19 protein-coding genes are annotated in these 20,909 nt (G+C 50.7%); 16 read left to right on the forward strand and 3 right to left on the reverse strand.

What is annotated here, in order from left to right; all coding sequences use genetic code 11:
* Nucleotides 1-6: 6 nt before the first annotated feature.
* Complete coding sequence (locus I2H39_RS19270; protein WP_138310265.1) at nt 7-972, reverse strand: LysR family transcriptional regulator; 966 nt, start codon at nt 970-972, stop codon at nt 7-9.
* A 130-nt stretch (nt 973-1,102) separates the two neighbouring features.
* On the opposite strand from I2H39_RS19270, the gene I2H39_RS19275 reads away from it, so the two are divergent.
* The 6 genes from I2H39_RS19275 to trpB all read left to right on the forward strand — a co-directional run bounded on the left by I2H39_RS19275 (nt 1,103) and on the right by trpB (nt 10,801).
* Nucleotides 1,103-2,389 (forward strand): aminotransferase class I/II-fold pyridoxal phosphate-dependent enzyme, encoded by a 1,287-nt coding sequence (locus I2H39_RS19275; RefSeq protein ID WP_195627318.1) that lies wholly within the window; start codon nt 1,103-1,105, stop codon nt 2,387-2,389.
* 40 nt (nt 2,390-2,429) lie between these two features.
* Nucleotides 2,430-3,692 carry a Glu/Leu/Phe/Val dehydrogenase gene (locus I2H39_RS19280; RefSeq protein WP_138310263.1) on the forward strand — a complete coding sequence of 421 codons (1,263 nt, stop codon included), beginning with the start codon at nt 2,430-2,432 and terminating at the stop codon, nt 3,690-3,692.
* Between the two features lie 299 nt (nt 3,693-3,991).
* Nucleotides 3,992-4,822 (forward strand): AraC family transcriptional regulator, encoded by an 831-nt coding sequence (locus I2H39_RS19285; protein ID WP_138310262.1) that lies wholly within the window; start codon nt 3,992-3,994, stop codon nt 4,820-4,822.
* Between the two features lie 133 nt (nt 4,823-4,955).
* Nucleotides 4,956-6,266 (forward strand): O-acetylhomoserine aminocarboxypropyltransferase/cysteine synthase family protein, encoded by a 1,311-nt coding sequence (locus I2H39_RS19290; RefSeq protein ID WP_138310261.1) that lies wholly within the window; start codon nt 4,956-4,958, stop codon nt 6,264-6,266.
* Between the two features lie 215 nt (nt 6,267-6,481).
* Nucleotides 6,482-9,526 carry a GGDEF domain-containing protein gene (locus I2H39_RS19295; RefSeq protein ID WP_195627319.1) on the forward strand — a complete coding sequence of 1,015 codons (3,045 nt, stop codon included), beginning with the start codon at nt 6,482-6,484 and terminating at the stop codon, nt 9,524-9,526.
* Nucleotides 9,527-9,583: 57 nt separating this feature from the next.
* Nucleotides 9,584-10,801 (forward strand): tryptophan synthase subunit beta, encoded by a 1,218-nt coding sequence (trpB, locus tag I2H39_RS19300; RefSeq protein WP_138310259.1) that lies wholly within the window; start codon nt 9,584-9,586, stop codon nt 10,799-10,801.
* A gap of 67 nt (nt 10,802-10,868) precedes the next feature.
* Here trpB and I2H39_RS19305 read toward each other — a convergent pair whose 3' ends face one another.
* Nucleotides 10,869-12,065, reverse strand: coding sequence for an NADP-dependent isocitrate dehydrogenase (locus I2H39_RS19305; protein ID WP_138310258.1), 1,197 nt, complete (start codon nt 12,063-12,065; stop codon nt 10,869-10,871).
* 207 nt (nt 12,066-12,272) lie between these two features.
* A complete protein-coding gene (locus I2H39_RS19310; protein WP_195627320.1) occupies nt 12,273-13,130 on the reverse strand; it encodes a DUF4397 domain-containing protein in 858 nt (285 codons plus the stop codon).
* A gap of 609 nt (nt 13,131-13,739) precedes the next feature.
* Here I2H39_RS19310 and I2H39_RS19315 point away from each other — a divergent pair.
* From I2H39_RS19315 to I2H39_RS19355, 10 genes are all read left to right on the forward strand, one after another.
* A complete protein-coding gene (locus tag I2H39_RS19315) occupies nt 13,740-14,561 on the forward strand; it encodes a ParA family protein (protein WP_195627321.1) in 822 nt (273 codons plus the stop codon).
* Complete coding sequence (locus tag I2H39_RS19320) at nt 14,518-15,447, forward strand: ParB/RepB/Spo0J family partition protein (RefSeq protein ID WP_195627322.1); 930 nt, start codon at nt 14,518-14,520, stop codon at nt 15,445-15,447. Before I2H39_RS19315 ends, I2H39_RS19320 begins: the two co-directional genes overlap by 44 nt.
* A gap of 11 nt (nt 15,448-15,458) precedes the next feature.
* Entirely contained in the window at nt 15,459-15,731 is a 273-nt protein-coding gene (locus I2H39_RS19325) for a DUF5720 family protein (RefSeq protein ID WP_007862445.1), read from the forward strand.
* A gap of 28 nt (nt 15,732-15,759) precedes the next feature.
* Entirely contained in the window at nt 15,760-15,948 is a 189-nt protein-coding gene (locus tag I2H39_RS28905; RefSeq protein ID WP_006059571.1) for a hypothetical protein, read from the forward strand.
* Nucleotides 15,949-16,015: 67 nt separating this feature from the next.
* Nucleotides 16,016-16,894: a DUF6017 domain-containing protein gene (locus tag I2H39_RS19330; protein WP_006059572.1), complete on the forward strand. Its 879-nt coding sequence runs from the start codon at nt 16,016-16,018 to the stop codon at nt 16,892-16,894.
* 36 nt (nt 16,895-16,930) lie between these two features.
* On the forward strand, nt 16,931-17,698 hold the full coding sequence (locus I2H39_RS19335; RefSeq protein WP_002589066.1) for a phage antirepressor KilAC domain-containing protein: 768 nt from the start codon (nt 16,931-16,933) through the stop codon (nt 17,696-17,698).
* Nucleotides 17,699-17,721: 23 nt separating this feature from the next.
* Nucleotides 17,722-18,033 (forward strand): DUF5720 family protein, encoded by a 312-nt coding sequence (locus I2H39_RS19340; RefSeq protein WP_008723307.1) that lies wholly within the window; start codon nt 17,722-17,724, stop codon nt 18,031-18,033.
* 100 nt (nt 18,034-18,133) lie between these two features.
* Nucleotides 18,134-18,634, forward strand: a complete 501-nt coding sequence (locus tag I2H39_RS19345; RefSeq protein ID WP_008723309.1) for a PcfB family protein — start codon at nt 18,134-18,136, stop codon at nt 18,632-18,634.
* Nucleotides 18,631-20,460, forward strand: a complete 1,830-nt coding sequence (locus tag I2H39_RS19350; RefSeq protein ID WP_055224632.1) for a VirD4-like conjugal transfer protein, CD1115 family — start codon at nt 18,631-18,633, stop codon at nt 20,458-20,460. Before I2H39_RS19345 ends, I2H39_RS19350 begins: the two co-directional genes overlap by 4 nt.
* Before the next feature lie 219 nt (nt 20,461-20,679).
* Complete coding sequence (locus I2H39_RS19355) at nt 20,680-20,898, forward strand: Maff2 family mobile element protein (RefSeq protein WP_003525154.1); 219 nt, start codon at nt 20,680-20,682, stop codon at nt 20,896-20,898.
* Nucleotides 20,899-20,909: the final 11 nt, after the last annotated feature.

Here is a 20,909-nt window from a genome sequence, read left to right on the forward strand (position 1 = left end):
ATACGCTTATAGATATTTCTCAGAGTTTTTTTCAATGCCCGGAATGGCCATTTTGATGAATTCAATCATGCTCCGGGTCAGGTATTTATTTTTTTTGTAATACAGGTAGACCTCCCTTACCGCCTCAGGGTCGTCAATCTTATAATATATGATATCCGGGTTTTCCGGAAGGCACTTGACCACGGTGTCGCTGACAAAGGAGGCGCCCATGCCGTACTCTGTCAGGTGATAGGTGGTTAAAAGCTGGTTCAGCTTTAAGGTGTAGTTTAACTGGATTCCGGCCCGGCCCAGTATGGCGTCCACACGTTCCCTGGTATCGTTGTGGGAACGCAGCATCACAAAGGGCTCATCCTTGAATTTCTTTAAGGATACGGCCGGAAATGTGTCGTTCTGGTGGAGGCAGCGCTTTATGTCGGCAGCCTTCAGCTGGTATTTCACTGCACGCCGGTTGCTGTCAAAGGAGCAGGGGACGGCCAGCAGCAGCCGTTCCTCCATGAACCGCTCCTTTTCGTAGATGCCCGCATCCAGCAGATAATTGTCAATGATAATGTCCAGTTCCCCGGCAAAGAGCTTCTGCTCCAGCAAAGGGGTGTGGCCCTCGAACAGGTTCAGCTTCACGTGAGGATACGCCCTGCGGAATTTATCAATGATGGGAGGAAAGATGAAGGAGGAAAAGAGGTAGGTGCCGCCTACGGACAGCCGCCCGGTTTTCAGCTCCTGGAGATTGCCCACATAGTAGGCAAATTCATTTTCCAGGTCCATGATTTTCTCCGCTGTCTTGATGTATTTCCTGCCGCACTCGGTCAGCTGGATGGGACTGGTGCTCCGGTCAAAAAGCGGCATTCCCACCTTTGTCTCTATCTTCTTAATCATGGAACTGAGGGCTGGCTGGGATATGTAAAGGTTCTCAGCAGCCTTGGAAAAGCTCTGTTCCTTATAGACTTCATACACATAATTCATCCCGCTGAACATAGCTGCACCTCCTATAAGTTTTTAATTATAAGTTTTATTCAAATATAAATATTTGTTTTTATTCTAGGTTATTTTTATAATAAAGGCAAGAACAAATATATCTGACAAATGTTTGATGCGGAGGCAATGAATGAACCATGTAACGGAATATTCCAGACAGGAACTGCATGATATGTTAAAAGAGCTTACCATACAGTTTGAGGAAGCCAGGAAACTGAATTTGAAACTGAATATGGCCAGGGGAAAGCCTGCAGCAGCCCAGTTGGATATGAACATGGGCCTGTTGGAGTTTCCGAAGGACTGTGTGCTGGAGGACGGCACGGACGCAAGGAATTACGGCGTCCTGGAAGGGATTCCGGAATGCAGGCGTCTGTTTGGACAGCTTTTGGGGCTGAATCCGGACCAGATTATCATGGGGGGCAATTCCAGCCTGAACCTGATGTTTGACACCATTGCATTTCACTGCCTCTTTGGGACCGGCGGAGAAAAGCCATGGAGCCATTACGGATATGAGGGCAGTCCGGTAAAATTCCTGTGCCCTGTGCCCGGCTACGACAGGCATTTCCAGATTTGCGAGGAGCTGGGAATCCAGATGATTCCCGTACCTCTTCTGGAGGACGGGCCGGACATGGATATGGTGGAAGCCATGGCAGGAAAGGATGAGTCCATCAAGGGAATCTGGTGTGTTCCCCTTCATTCCAATCCCCAGGGCGTTTGCTACAGCGACCGGGTGGTGGACCGTCTGGCAGCCATGGAGACAGCTGCCCCGGATTTCAGGATATTCTGGGACAATGCCTACGGCGTACATCATATCTACGGTGAAGTGGCCCTTAAGAACATCCTGGATGCATGCCGGGCCTGCGGACACCCGGACAGGGCCTACTATTTCTTTTCAACCTCCAAAATAACGTTTCCGGGAGCAGGCGTTTCCCTGGTTGCCTCAGGCCCGGACAACATGAAGGAGCTGAAAGGACATATGTCCTCCCAGACCATCGGACATGACAAGCTGAACCAGTTAAGGCATGTGCAGTATTTTAAGACGCCGGAGAACATCCGCCGCCATATGAAGGAACTGGCAGATGTGCTGAGGCCCAAATTTGACATGGTGCTGGACCGTCTGGAGGAAGAGCTGAAAGGGACCGGACTGGCGGTGTGGAGCCATCCAAGAGGAGGTTATTTCATTTCCCTGGACACCCTCCCGGGATGTGCGAAGCGCACGGTACAGCTGGCCGGGGAGGCCGGTGTCACGCTCACAGGCGCAGGAGCCACCTATCCTTACAAAAAAGACCCGGAGGACAGGAATATCCGCATTGCGCCCACCTATCCCACACCGGAGGAACTGAAGGCTGCCATGGACATATTCATTCTGTGCGTGAAGATAGCAGGAATCGAGTCAGTGATGAATCAGGGAAACTAAGTTACAGTGTAAACAATCAGGCAGAAAAAGGAGAGCAGGTATGGAGAAAACATATAATCCTTATGACAATGTGTTAAAGGTAGTAAAGGAAGCAGCCGATATACTGGGCTATACGGACAGCGATATAGAAGCCATCAAATACCCGGAGAGGGAGCTTAAGGTTGCGATTCCGGTGCGTATGGACGACGGCACCACCAAGGTATTTGAGGGATACAGGGTACAGCACTCCACATCCCGGGGACCGGCCAAGGGAGGCGTACGTTTCCATCCGGCCGTTAACCCTGACGAGGTCCGGGCGCTGGCAGCCTGGATGACATTTAAGTGCGCCGTGGTAAACATTCCTTACGGCGGCGGCAAGGGCGGCGTTGTGTGCGACCCAAATGAGCTGTCTGAAAATGAAATCCGTGCCATCACAAGAAGATATACGGCAGCCATCGCCCCGCTCATTGGGCCGGAACAGGATATCCCGGCTCCTGATGTGGGCACCAATGCGGCTGTTATGGGATGGATGATGGATACCTACAGCATGCTTAAGGGCCACTGCATCCACGGAGTGGTTACAGGCAAGCCCATCTGCCTGGGCGGTGCGCTTGGAAGGAACGAGGCCACCGGACGGGGCGTTATGTATACCACGAAGAACATCTTGAAAAAAATGGGAATCCCTGCTGAGGGAACCACGGTGGCCATTCAGGGAATGGGAAATGTGGGCAGCATCACAGCCAAGCTGCTGCACAGGGAAGGCATGAAAATCATAGCTGTCAGCGATGTGTCCGGGGGAATCTATCGTCCTGAGGGGCTTAATGTGCCGGCTATCCTGGATTACCTTTCCCTTAACAGGAAAAATCTGTTAAAGGATTACACGGAGGAGGGCATGAGCCGCATTACCAACGAGGAGCTTCTGGAGATGGATGCCAGGGTACTGGTGCCGGCAGCCCTTGAGAACCAGATTAATGCTTCCAATGCGCATAAAATCCGGGCGGAAATCATTGTGGAGGCAGCCAATGGACCAGTGGCCGCGGATGCGGATGAAATACTCCGGGACAGAGGCATTACCGTTGTGCCCGATATCCTGGCCAATGCAGGAGGCGTGGTGGTTTCTTATTTTGAGTGGGTCCAGAACATCCAGTCCGTGAGCTGGACTGAGGAGGAAGTCAACGAAAAGCTGAAGGATATTATGGACCCTGCGTTTGAGGCTGTATGGGATATTTCACAGAAACAGAATGCCACTATGCGCACCGGCGCATACCTGATTGCCGTGAAGCGGGTAGTGGAAGCCAAGGCAGCAAGGGCAATCTGGCCCTAGAGCACATCACAGAATTTATTACAGATAATATCAAAGCCAGTCAATATAGCAGCAGTTACAGAAAGACCAGGCACTGGGGATGCCTGGTCTTTTACTGCGTATAAAGGGGGATAAAATGTGTGAAAGGGGGAGGGCCCTTTCGGTTTTTGCAACAATTTATTTGCTGTGTTTCTCTTGCTTACAGGACACATTATAATACAGGTATATTGCAAAAACCATTGTCAGAAGACAAAGAAATATTGCAATCAGCACAATCTGTGTTAGAATGAAAGAAACCGGATTTTAAAAGGAGGAGGTCCATGTACCAGGAAGAGAGCTTTAAGACGCAGAAGGTGGTCTATGCCCATACGCGCAGCGACGAGGCGGATATGGAGTACAGGATGCACTGCCATGATGTCTATGAGGTTTATTACATGATTTCAGGCAATGTGGAGTATCTGCTGGAGGGCAGGACCTACACGCCCAGGCCGGGGAGCCTGATTATCATACCGCCTGGCTGCTTTCACGGGTTAAGGGTCCTGGATTCGGATGAATACAACCGGATACGGCTGCACGTTGCACCGGAGCTTCTGGAGGAAAATGAGCAGGCCCTTTTGCTGAAGCCCTTTGGGACAGGATGGTGCTGTTATGAGGAACAGTTTCAGCTGGAGTGGTACTTCCATTCCCTGGAGGAGTGCGGGGGCTATGGAAAGGATTTACAGGATATTGCAATCCGCACACGGGTACTGTCTCTTTTGACTAAGATTTTTGCAATGTACAGGGAGGCGGCAGGGACATCCAGGGGAAAGGAGGGGCAGGTCCAGGAAATCATCCGCTATATCAACCAGAACCTCTCTGAATCCCTGACACTGGAGGGGCTGGCACAGACCTTCTATATGAGTAAGAACCATCTGACTGCTGTATTTAAGAGGGCCACGGGAACCACGGTGGCCCGGTATATCCTCTATAAGCGCATGGCTGTTGTGAGGAAAGAACTGGCCATGGGGGCGCCGGCAGCAGAGGCGGCGTCCAGGGCAGGCTTCGGAGACTACTCCAGCTTTTTCAGGGCTTACAAAAAGATGTTTGGATGTGCGCCTTCTGATAAGAATGGGCCGGGAATGCCTGAGATGGATAAGGGGGGCTCTGTTTAAGAATGCCCGGCCGGGAATAGAGGATGCAGTTATATAAATGTATTGAAATAAATTCTTGACAGGAAAAAAATACCATGATACTATCAATTAAACCTATAGAAATAGTAGGAATAGAGAGACGGAGGACAGTATCATGGGAGAGAAGCGTAAGAGAGCAGACAGGCATTTTAAATTTGAGACAACCCAGCTTCATGGGGGGCAGGAGCAGCCGGACCCTTCCACCGGGGCAAGGGCAGTGCCGATTTACCAGACATCGTCGTATGTATTTGACAGCTGTGACCATGCGGCGGCCCGGTTCAATCTCAGCGACCCCGGAAACATATACAGCCGTCTAACCAATCCTACCCTGGATATATTTGAACAGAGGATGGCGCAGCTGGAGGGCGGTGTGGCTGCCCTGGCAACGGCTTCCGGAGCAGCGGCCCTGTCCTATACATTCCAGAACCTGGCCCGGTCAGGGGACCATATTGTATCATCCAGCCATATTTACGGAGGCACCTACAATTACCTGGCCCACACCTTTCCTGAATACGGGGTAAAGACCACTTTTGTGGACCCGGCCGATTTGGAGGCGGTAGAGGCAGCCGTCAGGGATAATACAAAGGCTGTTTTCATAGAGACGCTGGGCAACCCCAATTCCGATATTGCTGACATAGAAAGAATCGCTTCCATAGCGCACCGCCACCAGATTCCCCTGGTTATAGACAATACCTTTGCCACGCCGTATCTTGTCCGTCCTATTGAGTACGGCGCTGACATTGTGGTACACTCAGCCACAAAGTTCATCGGCGGTCACGGTACCACGGTGGGCGGCGTGATTGTGGACAGCGGCAGGTTTGACTGGACGGCCTCCGGCAGGTTTCCGGGACTTACAGAGCCAAACCCCAGTTATCATGGCATACGGTTTGCCCAGGATGTGGGGGCTGCGGCCTTTGTCACAAGGATACGGGCCATTCTCTTAAGGGATACGGGGGCCACCCTTTCACCATTCCACGGTTTTATGTTTCTGCAGGGGCTGGAGACACTGTCGCTGCGGGTGGAACGCCATGTGGAAAATGCCCTTAAGGTGGTGCAGTACCTGAACGCCCATCCCCAGGTGGAAGCGGTCCATCATCCAAGTGTAAGCCGGGACCCGGTTCAGCAGCAGCTTTACAGAACTTATTTCCCCAGAGGCGGCGGTTCAATCTTTACTTTTGAAATCAAGGGTGGGGCGGGGAAGGCAAGAGCCTTCATCGACAACCTGGAACTGTTTTCCCTTCTTGCCAATGTGGCGGACGTAAAGTCCCTGGTCATTCATCCTGCTTCCACCACCCATTCCCAGCTGAACGAGGAGGAGCTTCTGGAGCAGGGAATCCGTCCCGGAACCATCCGCCTGTCCATTGGTACGGAGCACATAGACGACATATTGGAGGATTTGGAGGAGGCCTTCCGGTCAGTTTCATAGATTCCCGGATAATCCGAGGATTTTTCTGGAGAAAACAAAATACATATATTCATGCAGAGCGGTCTATTTGACCGCTTTTTGCGTTGAAGCAGCGGATGCCGGGTGAAATTTTGAAATAAAACATTTTTTTATCGTATCCTGGGTGAGAGATGCTATAATAAAGTGGGACTGAATATTTGGACGGGCGCCGCTTGTCCGTGTGCTGAGGTAAACATATGGATTACAGTGATTTAAGGAAATGCTTTATCTTTCATGATACAGAGTGGTCAGGCCATATCCTGGAGCATACGCAGATGGGGTTATGGGCCATGGTTACAGACCGCAGCATGAGCCGGGCCGGGATGTATGTGGACCGGACCATGGCCTGGCTTTTGGGCCTTAAAGAGGAACTGGAGCCCGAGGCATGCTTTGAATTCTGGTACGGAAGGATTAACCGGGGAAACTATGTGTACGTTAACGAGGCCATGCAGCGTATACTGGCAGCGGATAAGCTGTGTGAAATCCAGTATACATGGAATCATCCTGAGTGGGGCGATATGCTGGTGCGGTGCGCAGGCCGGTCCAGGCAGATGGAGGACGGAAGAGTGCTCATCACGGGGTATCACCAGAACATGGGCATCCTGGACCAGATGATGCGGTGGCCTCTGTATATTGGCGGCCAGGAGATATTTGAGTACAACATCAATACCAGGACAGCCCTGGTTTATACGGAGCGCAAGCTTACATACGGGGAGGAACGGCAGTTTAAGGATTTTCCCCAGTGCGTGGTAAAGAACCAGGTGGTCCATCCGCAGAGCCGGAATGCGTTCCTGCAGGCGTTCCGCGTGTTACAGGAGGGCGGGAGAACTGCGCGGTGCGAGGTCCGGCTTAAAGACCGGAAGGGGGACTATGGGTGGTTCAGCCTGGAGCTGGAAATCATGGCTTATGAGGGTGATTTACCGGGAATTGTTCTTGGCAGGATTCAGGATATATCCAGGCAGAAGGAGCTGGAGCAGGCATATATGAAATCCAGGCGTGTAAACCAGTTTCTGCTGGAGGGTATGCTGGCATACGGGGACGCGGACCTGACAGAGGATAGGGTGACAGGGGCCTCCGGAAAATGGCGGGAGATTCGGGAAGCAGCCGCTGGCTGTTCCTACAGCTGTTTTGTGCAGAAGATGGCTGAGGAGACAGTAAAACCCGAACACAGGGAAGAATTTTTACGGACATTTAGCAGAACCGGCCTGCTGCAGAAGTATGATGACGGGGAATGCAGGACGGCGCTGGAATACAGGCGTCTGATGGGGCATGACATGCTGTGCTGGGTACGGGTGGAATTATACATGTATATGGACCCTGCCGGGGACCATGTGCGGGCATTTTTCTGTATGAAGGATATTCACCGGTATAAGATGACGGAGCACAGCCTTTCGCAGGACAAAGAGGTCTGCGGGGCAGGCCGGGAAAAGCTGTCTGAGCGAATCCTGCAGGCCGCTAAAGAGGCTGAAGGCCGGGGACCGCGGCCCGGGGAGGAGGATGGACAGAAAATTGCCTATAAGGTTATCAGCGGTATCTATGCCATGACAGATGCGCCGGACATGGAGGAGGCCATGAGCCGTCTGATGGATATTCTGGCAGATTATTACGGGGCGTCCCATATGCGGATGTTCCTGAAGGATAAGGATTCCTTCGGTATCAGCTGCATCTGCCGCATGGATGAATACGGCAGGCCCGGGATAAGCCTGACCCTGGAGCAGGACATGGAGGCGTGGCTCAGCCATAAGCGGCCCTCCGGCGTTATGGACTACGTGGAACCTCAGGACATGCTGGGGGAGTCCTTTGAGGTGTTCCAGGGCATGGAGAGGGAGCGGCTCGCAGATATGTCGGTATTTCCCATTGTCAGCCGCAAAGGGCTTCAGGGATATATTGTCATGTTTGAACGCAAGAGCCGCCGGCCTCTGGCGCTGATGGATATGCTGGTGTATTTCATTGCCCAGGAAATCAACAGGAGACAGGACTCCCAAAGCCTGTATTACAGCATATATCATGATTCCCTTACCGGACTGCTTAACCGGGGCAGCTATGATGAGTACCGCAGGCAGTACAGGGCGGACCGGGTGGTTTCCCTGGGCGTGATTGTGGTGGATATCAACGACCTGAAATCCATCAATGACACAAAGGGTACTGAGCAGGGAGACAGAATCATATGCAGTGTGTCGGATATCATCAAGAAGCATTTTCCGGACCGCAGAGTGTTCCGCCTGAACAGCAATGAATTTGATATCATAATGGAGGATATATCCTCGGTGGAATTCGAGCAGAGAGCGGGCCTTCTTTTGCAGGAGCTGGGGGCGCAGAGCCAGCTGTCCGCGGCAGTGGGAAAGATATGGGATGACAGGGAGAAAAACCTGGACTGGGCTGTGAAGCAGGCCTGTGAGCTGATGCGGATTGACAAGCAGAAATATTATGAAAGCAAGCCGTCCTTTCACGGCAAGGGAAGGATGGAGCTTATAAAGGAGCTGCTTTCCACCATTGAGCGGGGGGAATTCCGTGCGTTGCTGCAGCCTAAGCTGTATTTTGACACAGGCGTATGCGCTGGCGCCGAGGCTCTGGTACGGGTTAAGGGAAAGGAAGGCGGGGATGTGCTTCCCTCCAGGTTCATCGGTGTATTGGAACGGGAAAACCTTATAAGCTATGTGGATTTATTTGTTATGGAAGAGTGCTGCCGCCTGCTGGAGCAATGGAAGAGAGCCGGTTATACAGAGCAGATTCTGTCCTTTAATTTTTCCCGGCTGACCCTATTAAGCGAGGGTATCGTGGATTCCGTGGAATCCATTGTACAGAAATATGATGTAAGGCCGGAACAGCTGGAGATAGAGGTGACGGAAAGCATCGGGGCCCTGGGAAGGGATGTGGTGTATCAGGCGCTGCGGGAGTTCAAGAAACGGGGATACCGTATCTGCCTGGATGATTTCGGCACCAAATACAGTAATCTGGACATCCTGTCCGATATAGAATTTGACGTCCTGAAGCTGGATAAGAGCCTGGTGGACAAAATCGGAAGGGATAAGGTGAGCCGGCAGATTGTCAAGCATGTGATAGCCATGTGCAGGGATTTAAAGATACAGACCGTGGCGGAAGGGGTGGAGGAAACCGCCCAGGCGGACTATCTGATTCAGTGCAGGTGCGCCGCAGGCCAGGGGTATCTGTACGGAAGACCCATGGAGACAGAGGCGTATGAACGGGGATTCTGCAGGTTCAAACCCAGAGATACAGATTGAAAACCAGGGGAAATAAAGCTATAATGGATAGAAAAATATATGACTAAGGAGAAGGACATGGATTACAGAACCTATTTAAAGAATTATCCGGATAAGGACGGCCGTTTCGGTGAATACGGAGGCGCTTATCTTACAGAGGAGCTGATACCGGCTTTTGAGGAGATAGCAGACGCATACCAGACCATCTGCCATTCCTCACAGTTCATCAATGAACTGAGGCGGATCCGCAAGGAATTCCAGGGAAGGCCAACTCCGGTTTACCACTGCGAGCGTCTGTCCGGAAAAATTGGAAATTGCCAGATATATCTGAAACGGGAGGATTTGAACCACACAGGCGCCCACAAGCTGAACCACTGTATGGGGGAAGGACTGCTGGCCAAATTCATGGGCAAGAAGCGCCTTATCGCAGAGACTGGGGCAGGCCAGCACGGGGTGGCCCTGGCCACGGCAGCTGCATTTTTCGGCCTGGAGTGCGAGATTCATATGGGAGAAGTGGATATAGCAAAGCAGGCGCCCAATGTTACCAGGATGAAGATTCTGGGAGCAAAGGTGGTGCCGGTTACCCATGGTCTTAAGACGCTGAAGGAGGCAGTGGATTCGGCCTTTGAATCCTATGCCAGGAATTATAAGGATTCCATATACTGTATCGGCTCTGCCCTGGGCCCTCATCCATTTCCGCTTATGGTCAGGGATTTCCAGTCTGTTGTGGGATATGAGGCAAGGGACCAGTTCCTGGAAATGACAGGCATGATGCCGGATGAGGTCTGCGCCTGCGTGGGCGGGGGCAGCAACTCCATCGGTATGTTCATTCCCTTCCTGGACGACCCGGTGGACATCACAGGGGTGGAGCCTTTGGGAAGAGGCGAAAAGCTGGGGGACCATGCTGCGTCCATGAAATTTGGTGAAAAGGGAGTTATGCATGGATTTGAGAGCATTATGCTGAAGGATGAGAAGGGAGAGCCGGCGCCGGTATACTCCATTGCCAGCGGGCTGGATTATCCGTCTGTAGGTCCGGAGCATGCATTCCTCCACGATTTGGGCCGGGTTAAATACGACACGGTAAGCGATGAGGAAGCCATGGAGGCATTTTTCAAGCTGTCCAGATATGAGGGTATCATACCGGCAGTGGAAAGCTCCCACGCTGTGGCGTACGCCATGCGCAGGGCAAAGGAGATGAGACAGGGCTCCATCCTGGTGTGCTTAAGCGGCAGAGGCGATAAGGATATCGACTATGTGGTGGAGCATTATGGTTATGGGGACCAGTTTATGGATTAGAATAAAAGACATCCGGTCAGGGAATCCTATCCCGGACCGGATGTCTTTTTAGACCCTGTATTCTGTTTTACAGCCTCTTTGCAATTGCCCTTATAAAGTCCCCGCTGTTAAGAACCACCGGATTCGGAATGGTGGTAATCAGGGCCAGGTCTTTTGTCATTTCGCCGCCCTCAATGGTATCGATGGTAGCCTTTTCCAGCTTGTCCGCAAATTCCATCAGTTCCTTATTGCCGTCCAGCTCGCCGCGCTTGCGCAGTGCTCCGGTCCAGGCAAAGATGGTTGCAACGGAGTTGGTGGAGGTCTCTTCTCCCTTTAAGTGCTTATAATAGTGGCGCTGTACGGTTCCGTGGGCAGCCTCGTATTCATAGTTGCCGTCAGGAGATACCAGAACAGAGGTCATCATGGCCAGGGAACCGAAGGCAGAGGATATCATGTCGCTCATGACATCGCCGTCATAGTTCTTGCAGGCCCAGATGTAACCGCCTTCGGATTTCATGACACGGGCGACCGCGTCATCAATCAGGGTGTAGAAATAGGTGATGCCGGCAGCTTCAAATTTTCCTGCATATTCACGGTCGAATATCTCCTGGAAGATATCCTTGAAGGTATGGTCATACTTCTTGGAGATGGTATCCTTGGTGGCGAACCAGAGGTCCTGCTTTGTATCCAGAGCGTAGTTGAAGCAGCTTCTGGCAAAGCTTTCAATGGACTGGTTGATATTGTGCATGCCCTGTACGATGCCCGGGCAGGTAAAGTCGTGAACCAGTTCGCGGCTCTCTGCGCCGTCCGCGGCAGTGTAAACCAGTTCTACCTTACCGGGTCCAGGTATCTTCATCTCTGAACCCTTATAAACATCGCCGTAAGCATGTCTGGCAATGGTGATAGGCTTCTTCCAGTTCTTAACACACGGTTCGATTCCTTTTACAACAATGGGGGCGCGGAACACGGTTCCGTCCAGGATGGCGCGGATGGTTCCGTTGGGGCTCTTCCACATTTCCTTCAGGTGGTACTCCTCCACACGCGCCGCGTTGGGGGTGATGGTAGCGCACTTCACAGCCACACCGTACTTCTTGGTGGCATTGGCGGAATCAATGGTTACCTGGTCGTTGGTCTCATCCCTGTATTCCAGTCCAAGGTCATAGTACTCAGTCTTTAAATCTATGTATGGCAGCAGCAGGTCGTCTTTAATCATCTGCCAGAGAATTCTGGTCATCTCATCGCCGTCCATCTCAACAATCGGGGTGGTCATCTTAATCTTGTCCATACTGTATCCTCCTGAATTTTCGCATTATTTTATAGTATACGACGGATTGGTATTTCGCACAAGAGAAAACTCTCTCATCTGGCGTGGGTTTCATCCGCCGGCTTTCCTTTATTTTATCATGAACAGGGCCGAAAAATACAGGCTTTTATACAAAAAAAGGGAGAAGGATGCATCAATTTTGCATCCTTCTCCCTGTGAGGCTGTTGATTAGCTTCTCCGGTCCTCCACCAGAAGTGTCTGTATGGTATCCACGGAAGGATTCCAGTTCAGTACATAGAGCGTATAAATCCGGGAGGGATTCAGTGTTACCGGCGTGGTAACCAGGGTATTTTCCGGCCGGGCGGAACGGGCCACACGCAGGGTATAGCTGCCGGAGCTGAGCCGGCTGAAGCTGGCTGCATCGGCAAAGTTGATTGAGTTAAAGTAAATATTGCCCAGGGAGGCATTGATGGGCCCGCTGTAGTAGGCTAAATTGCAGACCCGGAAACAGGCAGAGGTCCGGTCCGTGGGGCAGGCCGTATCCTGGATGGATACCAGGTCCAGGCCTGTGGAGGAGTTGACAATGGCAATGGTGGCCATTCCGTCGCCAACATACATGGATTTGCGGAGATATACATAGCCGTTTGAGCCCATGACGGAGAAGGTATGGTAGCCCTGGGACAGCTGGCGGTACTGGGTCACTTCAGAAAACTCCAGCCCGGAGAATACTGGCCGGTTATCTATATACACGGTAAATGGGTTATACCCGGTGGCCCCGTTTAACAGGCGTATTCCGCCGTGAATCCACTGGTTATTGTTGCAGAACACGCAGGGGATGGGATAATATGGCGGATAGGGGCGCACAGGGTAATTCGGACGGACGGGATAGTCAGGGCGTACCGGATAATCAGGACGTACGGGGTAGTCCGGATAGTAAGGAGGCATGACTGAAAAATCAGGGTCGATATCATCGTCAGGGGACGGAAGCATCATTTCAGTGTCAGGATATGTGAAACCTGGGTCAATCGGGTCTTCTGCCTGGGTCATCCTAAGTAACGGTTCAGAGTAGGGGTTATTGTTATTCATATACAATGGTCCTCAGTTGGTGCTTTTATGATAATATATGTCTGACACGCAGAAGGTGTACGGCAAAAGAGAAATAAAAAATGAATTTAACTGCAGCATTTGTAGCCTTATAGCTGTATATAGGGCAGCTGCCCAGCCCTGTACAATTTTGGCAAACGGAAAAGAAAACACGCCGGAGCCCCTTAAACCAGGGTTTCCGGCGTGTTTTTGTATGTTCCTGAGCGGATTCGAACCGCTGGCCTTCCGCTTAGGAGATGGACCCAGTGCATATATTCCCTATCAACAGGGATAAAGAAAATGCAGTTATATCAAGGCTTTTCTCCATGTTCTCTATAAACCTTGTACAAGCAAAATCAAGCAAAAACAAAGGATTTTAGCCCCCTATTGTTTGCACTCTGTTTGCAAAGGCGCGAAATTTGGCGTTAGCCAAAAGTTCAATTCCCGTCGAGACTTAATTATATTCATGGTATCGTGGACATAGTTTACCATACATAGAGGTTCATTACAAGAGGTATTGAGCCAGTGAAAGTGCCTGTTTTATCTTTCTCAGGAAAGGTAAAGCAGGCACTTTTTTTCATATCTAAACTTAGAAAGAAATGAGGTGAAATCATGAATACACAGATTATTGCCATAGCCAACCAAAAAGGTGGTGTCGGCAAAACAACCACTTGTGCCAATCTTGGAATTGGTCTGGCGCAGTCCGGGAAGAAAGTCCTTCTGATTGACGGAGACCCACAGGGAAGCCTGACCATCAGCTTGGGCAATCCTCAGCCTGATAAGCTGCCCTTTACACTGTCAGACGCTATGGGCCGTATTTTGATGGATGAACCAATTCGTCCCGGCGAGGGTATCCTGCACCACCCTGAGGGCGTAGACCTGATGCCTGCGGACATCCAGCTATCCGGTATGGAGGTATCTCTGGTAAACGCTATGAGCCGAGAAACCATTCTGCGACAATATCTGGATAGGCTGAAGGGGCAATACTCCCATATCCTTATTGATTGCCAGCCCTCCCTGGGTATGCTTACGGTCAATGCACTGGCTGCCGCTAATAGGGTTATAATCCCCGTCCAGGCAGAGTATCTTCCCGCTAAAGGTTTGGAGCAGCTTTTGCAAACTATCAATAAGGTTCGCAGACAAATCAATCCCAAGCTGCAAATTGATGGGATTCTGCTGACGATGGTAGACAGCCGAACCAATTTTGCCAAAGAAATCTCCGCTCTCCTGCGCGAAACCTATGGCAGTAAGATCAAGGTGTTTACATCAGAAATTCCTCATTCTGTCAGGGCTAAAGAAATCAGTGCTGAAGGAAAAAGCATTTATGCCCATGATCCTAATGGCAAAGTGGCTGAGGGCTACAAAAATCTGACGAAGGAGGTATTGAAACTTGAAAAGCAGCGCGAAAAAAATAGAGCTGGCCTCAGTAGATGACCTGTTTTCTACTGAAGAAAGTCGGCAAGACGAGCAACTGGAAAAAATTCAGGAAATTCCCCTATCTGAACTGCATCCGTTCAAGGATCACCCCTTCAAGGTCAAGGATGATGATGCAATGATAGAAACCACAGACAGCATCAAAAAGTATGGTGTGTTGGTTCCTGCGATTGCCAGACCACTGCCTGATGGCGGTTATGAGCTGGTAGCCGGTCACAGACGCCGCAGAGCCAGCGAATTGGCCGGAAAAGAAACCATGCCTGTCATTGTGCGCGACTTGGATGACGATGCTGCCACAATTATTATGGTTGACAGCAATTTGCAGCGAGAAAATCTGCTCCCCAGTGAAAGGGCTTTTGCCTACAAAATGAAGCTGGAAGCCATTAAACATCAAGGAGCAAGAACAGACCTGACTTCTGTTCAAGTTGAACAGAAGTTGAGCGCCAGAGACCAGGTGGCAAAAGAAGCCGGTGAACGAAGCGGTATCCAGGTAATGCGATATGTTCGTTTGACTGAACTGATTCCAGAGCTTTTGGATATGGTGGATGAAAAGAAAATCGCATTTAACCCAGCCTATGAACTCTCTTTTTTGAAACCGGACGAACAGCAAATGCTGGTGGAAACAATGGACTATGAGCAGGCTACCCCTTCTCTCTCTCAGGCTCAGCGAATGAAAAAGTTCAGCCAGGAAGGGAAATTGTCAGAAGATGTGATGCTTGCCATCATGTCAGAGGAAAAAAAGGGTGATCTGGATAAAGTGACCTTGAGCAGCGATACCTTGCGAAAGTATTTCCCCAAAAGCTATACACCGGCCAAAATGCAGGAAACCATTATTAAACTGCTGGAACAATGGCAGAAAAAACGCCAACGAGATCAGGAACGATGAAGGGAGAGCCTATGAAAGATATTGCAGCAAGGGAACTGAAAGGCCACAACATTCTTGCAGTGGAGCGATTTTGGGACAGCACTTTCTGGATGATTGAGTTTACTGTCTTGCGCCCTACTGCTTATGGAGAACCTGGTGACGAAATGAGGCTTTTTCTCACAGAGGACGGGTATCAGTCAGCTCTGCAAAGCCAGCAGCGTCGAGAAATCAAAATTAAGAGATATGCCCATGTTATTGAGGGGCATATCCTCGACTTCAAGCCTAAAAAACACCGTCGTTCATAACCGATACAACGAAAGGAAAGGAATGAATATGTGTACTGTAAGAGAAATCCGAGAAGCTATTCAAGAAGATTGCCGCTCACAGCGTGATATGGAATCCACCGAGATTGACCGTGTTTTTCAAACCTTACCATTTTCTCAGGAAAGGGATCTGTTTGATAAACCACCAATGCCAAAACGCCCCTACCGACGCAAGAAAAAAGATACAGACAGACCCTAACCGCTGCCACAATTCTTTTATGAATTGCGGCTTTTTTCATACCTGAGAAATGAAAGGAGTGAAGTAAATGGCTGTTTTTCGTGTAGAACGCACTGGCGATTACACGGTTATGAGCAATTTTCATCTAAAAGACAAACGACTTTCTTTGAAGGCAAAGGGTCTCTTGTCGCAAATGTTATCTCTGCCTGATGACTGGGATTATACGCTGTCAGGACTCAGCTATATCAATCGAGAAAGCAAAGATGCAATCCGCTCTGCTGTCAATGAGCTTGAAACAGCCGGATACATTCGGCGCAGACAGACAACTGATGCTTCTGGTAAATTCGCAGCCAATGAGTATACCATTTTTGAGCGTCCCATCGAGGGAGAACCGATGTTGGATAAGCCGTTGTCGGAAAACCCGATAACGGTAAACCCGTCAGCGGTAAATCCGTTACCGGAAAATCCAACACAATTAAATACTAAGAAATCAAATACCCAAAAACAAAATACTCATGGATCAAATACCGATTCCATTCCCTTCCGGGAAACAGCGGCGGTAATACCGCCGGAACGGAAAGGAAGGGATGCGATGTCTGTCACAGAGATAGAAAATTATCGGGAATTGATTTTGGAGAATATCGAGTATGATTGTCTGAAGCAGCGTTATCCTCTCTACCTGGATGACCTGAATGAGATCGTAGAGCTGTTGGTAGAAACGGTCTGTGCCAAACGAAAGACCACCCGGATCTCTGGTGCGGACTTTCCTCATGAAATTGTACGCTCCCGCTTTTTGAAGCTGGACAGCTCTCACATCGAGTTTGTCATGGACTGTCTGCAAAAGAACACCACCCAGGTACACAACATCAAGCAGTACCTGCTTGCAGTGCTGTTCAACGCTCCTACCACCATGAATAACCACTACACTTCACTGGTAAATCACGATATGCACGCAGGCGGCTGGTAATCAGCCGCTTTTGTATTACACCAAAGGAGGCACAGCATGAATCAGATTGAAATTTTCAATAGTCCAGAGTTCGGAAGCATTCGCACTTTGGAACAGAATGGCAAAGTATTATTTTGCGGTACAGATGTGGCAACAGCGCTGGGATATACCAATCCACGCAAAGCCGTCCGCGACCATACCAGGGGTGGAACGAAATGTTCCATAGGGGTCCAGACTGGGAAAAAGGCAGATGGAAGCCCCGCGGTACAAATGGTCGAAATGCTCTTTATCCCCGAAGGTGATCTATATCGTCTGATCGCCCATAGTAAACTGCCGTCAGCGGAACGGTTTGAACAATGGGTGTTTGATGAAGTTCTACCTGCCATTCGCAAGCACGGAGCCTATCTCACAAAAGAGAAGTTGTGGGAGATAGCCACTTCTCCGGAAGCTCTGATAAAGCTCTGCTCCGAGCTGCTTGCTGAGCGGGAAGAAAATGCGTCGTTACGAGAGGAAAATGCCCTGCTGGAGAGTAAGGCAGCCTTTTATGATTTGTTCATCGACCTCAATCACAGTACCAACCTCCGCACCACCGCCAAAGAGTTGCTTGTCCCGGAGCGTCGGTTTGTCCGTTTCCTTCTGGAAAAGCGTTTTGTGTACCGCACCGCATCCGGTAATGTACTGCCCTATGCAAAGCCAGCCAATGAAGGACTGTTTTGTGTCAAAGACTACTGCAATCACGGGCATATCGGCTCCTATACGCTGATAACCCCGCAAGGCAAACTCTACTTTGCTCAGCTGAGAGACATGATTTTGATGGTTGTATGAGAGTGGGAAAGGAAGTGAGTTTTATGCCAGAAGGCAAAACAATCGGTCAGCTGATGGAAGAAATGCGCCAGAAAGCTGGAGCGCAGAACTATCACGGCCATGACTACATGGATCTCCAGCGATTTGCTGAGAACACCCGGCACATGATTATTTTTGATGTGCTGACGCATGACTCCCCGGTGGGCTGGAAAGGTGAACGAACCCGCCTGTTTTTGTCAGATAAGGGCTATGAAAAAGCTCTGGACAGTCAGGCAAAGGGACAGATCAAGATTCTCAGTCATGCAAAGGTCAGAAATGGAGATTTGCTCTATGACCGTTCTGAGCAAATTCGTTGAGGGCGGTTCGATGAAGAAATACCTTCTCCGGCGGCTGGTGGTCCCGCCTTAGAAATAAATGCACCACCCCTGCACATTTTGTGGAAAGGAGGCGATGAAAATGCAGGAAGAAGTGGAAAACAGGACTTTGACGCTGGTTGTCAGCGGAACAAAGTTCACCGGCAGGCTGCTCAAAGCCGCCATCAGCAAGTACCTTGCCCACCGCAAGGAAAAGAAGCTGCAAAAGCAGAGAAGCCGTGACGCGCCTGTGAAGCCCCAGGGCAAGCAGACGGTGAAACAGCTGATTGGTCAAAACCAAGGGGTTTCCAACATCGAGATCACCGACCCCTCCATCAAGGAGTTTGAGAAGATCGCCCGGAAATACGGCGTGGACTATGCGGTGAAGAAGGACCGCAGCAGCTCCCCACCCAAGTACCTGATCTTTTTCAAGGGTCGGGACGCGGATGCCCTGACCGCTGCTTTTACCGAGTACACCGGGAAAAAGGTCAGAAAGGCGGAGAAATCCGAGCGCCCGTCCGTGCTGGCAAAGCTGAGCCAGTTCAAAGAACTGGTAAAACACGCCGTCGTGGACCGGAACAAGCGGAAGGAGCTGGAACGATGAAAAAGCAGCTGAACATCAAAAAGCTCATTTTGCTGAATCTGCCGTATATCCTGATGGGGCTTTTCTCCACCAACTTCGGTGAAGCGTGGCGGATGGCCGTGGGTGCGGACGCTTCGGCAAAAATGCTCTCGTTCTTCTCCACGCTGCCGGTGGCGCTGGCCAGCTGGTGGCCCAGCCTGCACCCGCTGGACCTGCTGGTGGGCCTGTGCTGCGGCGGCGGCCTGCGGCTGGCTGTGTACCTGAAAAGCAAGAACGCCAAGAAGTACAGGCACGGCATGGAATACGGTTCCGCCCGTTGGGGAACCCATGAGGACATTGCACCCTACATCGACCCGGTATTCCAGAACAATGTGATTCTGACGAAAACGGAGAGCCTGACAATGAACAGCCGCCCCAAGGACCCAAAGACCGCCAGAAACAAAAATGTGCTGGTGATTGGCGGCTCCGGTTCCGGTAAGACCCGCTTCTGGCTCAAACCGAATCTGATGCAGATGCACAGTTCCTATGTGGTCACAGACCCGAAGGGAACCATTTTGGTGGAGTGCGGAAAAATGCTCCAAAGGGGCGCACCCAAGCTGGGGAAAGACGGAAAGCCTATGAAGGATAAGCACGGCAAGGTCATTTATGAGCCGTACCGAATCAAGGTCCTAAATACCATCAACTTCAAGAAGTCCATGCACTATAACCCTTTCGCCTATATCCATAGCGAAAAGGACATCTTGAAGCTGGTAACAACGCTGATCGCCAATACCAAAGGCGAAGGCAAGGCCGGAGACGATTTCTGGGTAAAAGCAGAAACCTTGTTGTACTGCGCGCTTATTGGCTATATCCATTATGAGGCTCCGGTGGAGGAACAAAACTTCTCCACCCTCATTGAGTTCATCAACGCCATGGAAGTCCGTGAGGATGACGAGGAGTTCAAAAACCCCGTAGACCTGATGTTTGATGCACTGGAAGCCGAGAAGCCAAACCACTTTGCGGTGCGCCAGTATAAGAAATATAAGCTGGCCGCTGGAAAAACAGCCAAGTCGATTTTGATTTCCTGCGGCGCTCGCCTTGCCGTGTTCGACATTGCAGAGTTGCGTGAGGTCACGGCTTATGATGAGCTGGAGCTGGATACTCTGGGAGACAGGAAAACTGCTCTGTTCCTCATTATGAGTGATACGGATGACAGCTTTAACTTCCTGATCTCCATGTGTTATACCCAGCTTTTCAATCTGCTCTGCGAAAAAGCCGACGATGTGTATGGCGGCAGGCTTCCGGTTCATGTGCGCTGTTTGATTGATGAGTGTGCTAACATCGGGCAGATTCCGAAACTGGAAAAGCTGGTGGCCACCATCCGAAGCCGTGAAATCTCTGCCTGTCTGGTGTTGCAGGCACAGAGTCAGCTCAAGGCGATCTATAAGGATAACGCAGATACCATCATCGGTAACATGGATACATCCATCTTCCTGGGCGGTAAAGAGCCGACTACCCTCAAAGAGCTGGCTGCCGTGCTGGGCAAGGAAACCATCGACACCTACAACACCGGAGAGAGCCGTGGGAGGGAAACATCCCATTCACTCAACTATCAAAAATTGGGGAAAGAGCTGATGAGCCAGGATGAGCTTGCTGTTATGGATGGCGGCAAGTGTATCCTCCAGCTGCGCGGTGTGCGTCCTTTCCTTTCGGATAAGTACGACATCACCAAGCACCCCAATTTCAAGTACACTGCCGACGCGGATGACAAGAACGCTTTTGATATTGAAGCATTCTTGTCCGCAAGGCTGAAACTCAAGCCCAATGAGGTCTGCGATGTATATGAAGTAGACACAAAGGGCGCTTAATTTCGTTCCGCTTTAGAAGGGAGTGATCTTATCTATTCGCCGCATCTGCCCTCTATGGGCCATTGGCGTACAAAGCGGACAATCGCGAGAAAAAATAATGAAAAAGGAGGACAGCCGGAATCATGCCCCCGGAAACCGGGCGGCAGATTGTTCCGGCTTTTGTATGCCTATGAAACATGACAAACCTATTTTTTAATCAGATTCCGGCTAACAAACTATATGGCATTTTTTGAACAGGCAATCACCGTTCTTCAGACCCTCGTTATCGCGCTCGGTGCCGGTCTCGGTATCTGGGGCGTTATCAACCTGCTGGAAGGTTACGGCAACGACAACCCCGGCGCCAAGAGCCAGGGCATGAAGCAGCTCATGGCCGGTGCTGGTGTAGCCGTGGTAGGCATGGTCCTTGTACCTCTGCTCTCCGGGCTTTTCTCTGTCTAAGCGTCTCCGTA

Source organism: Clostridium sp. 1001283B150225_161107_B6, from assembly GCF_015556325.1.
Classification (GTDB): Bacteria; Bacillota; Clostridia; order Lachnospirales; family Lachnospiraceae; genus Enterocloster.